2 rRNA genes are annotated in these 500 nt (G+C 40.4%); both read right to left on the reverse strand.

The features are described from left to right. Window positions 1-91: 91 nt before the first annotated feature. Window positions 92-208, reverse strand: a 5S ribosomal RNA gene (gene rrf / locus RR877_RS10740). A 64-nt stretch (window positions 209-272) separates the two neighbouring features. Continuing rightward, window positions 273-500, reverse strand: a 23S ribosomal RNA gene (locus RR877_RS10745); the annotation flags it as partial.

Raw genomic sequence — 500 nt, forward strand, 5'->3', positions numbered from 1 at the left:
GAATAAAACTTGTCTTTTCTCATATAAATTTTTCACATATTCATTTTCGCGTAAAAAAAGGATAGTTTATTAACTATCCTTTAATATTAACACCTGGCAACGTCTTACTCTCCCGCACAGTCTCCCGTGAAGTACCATCAGCGCTATAGAGCTTAACTTTCCTGTTCGGAATGGAAAGGAGTGTTTCCTCTATGCCATCATCACCAGATCTATTCAGAGTATTCTCTGAAAATTGCACATAAATATTGCCGTTCTTATTCTTTCTCGTATTATTGGTCAAGCCCTCGACCTATTAGTATTAGTCAGCTAAATATGTTACCATACTTACACCTCTAACCTATCAACCTCGTGTTCTTCAAGGGGTCTTACTAGCTTACGCTATGGGAAATCTCATCTTGAGGTGGGCTTCACGCTTAGATGCTTTCAGCGTTTATCCCTTCCCGACTTAGCTACCCAGCTATGCTCTTGGCAGAACAACTGGTACACCAGAGGTCAGTCCA

This window comes from Aurantimicrobium sp. (assembly GCF_036667855.1).
Lineage (GTDB): Bacteria > Actinomycetota > Actinomycetes > Actinomycetales > Microbacteriaceae > Aurantimicrobium.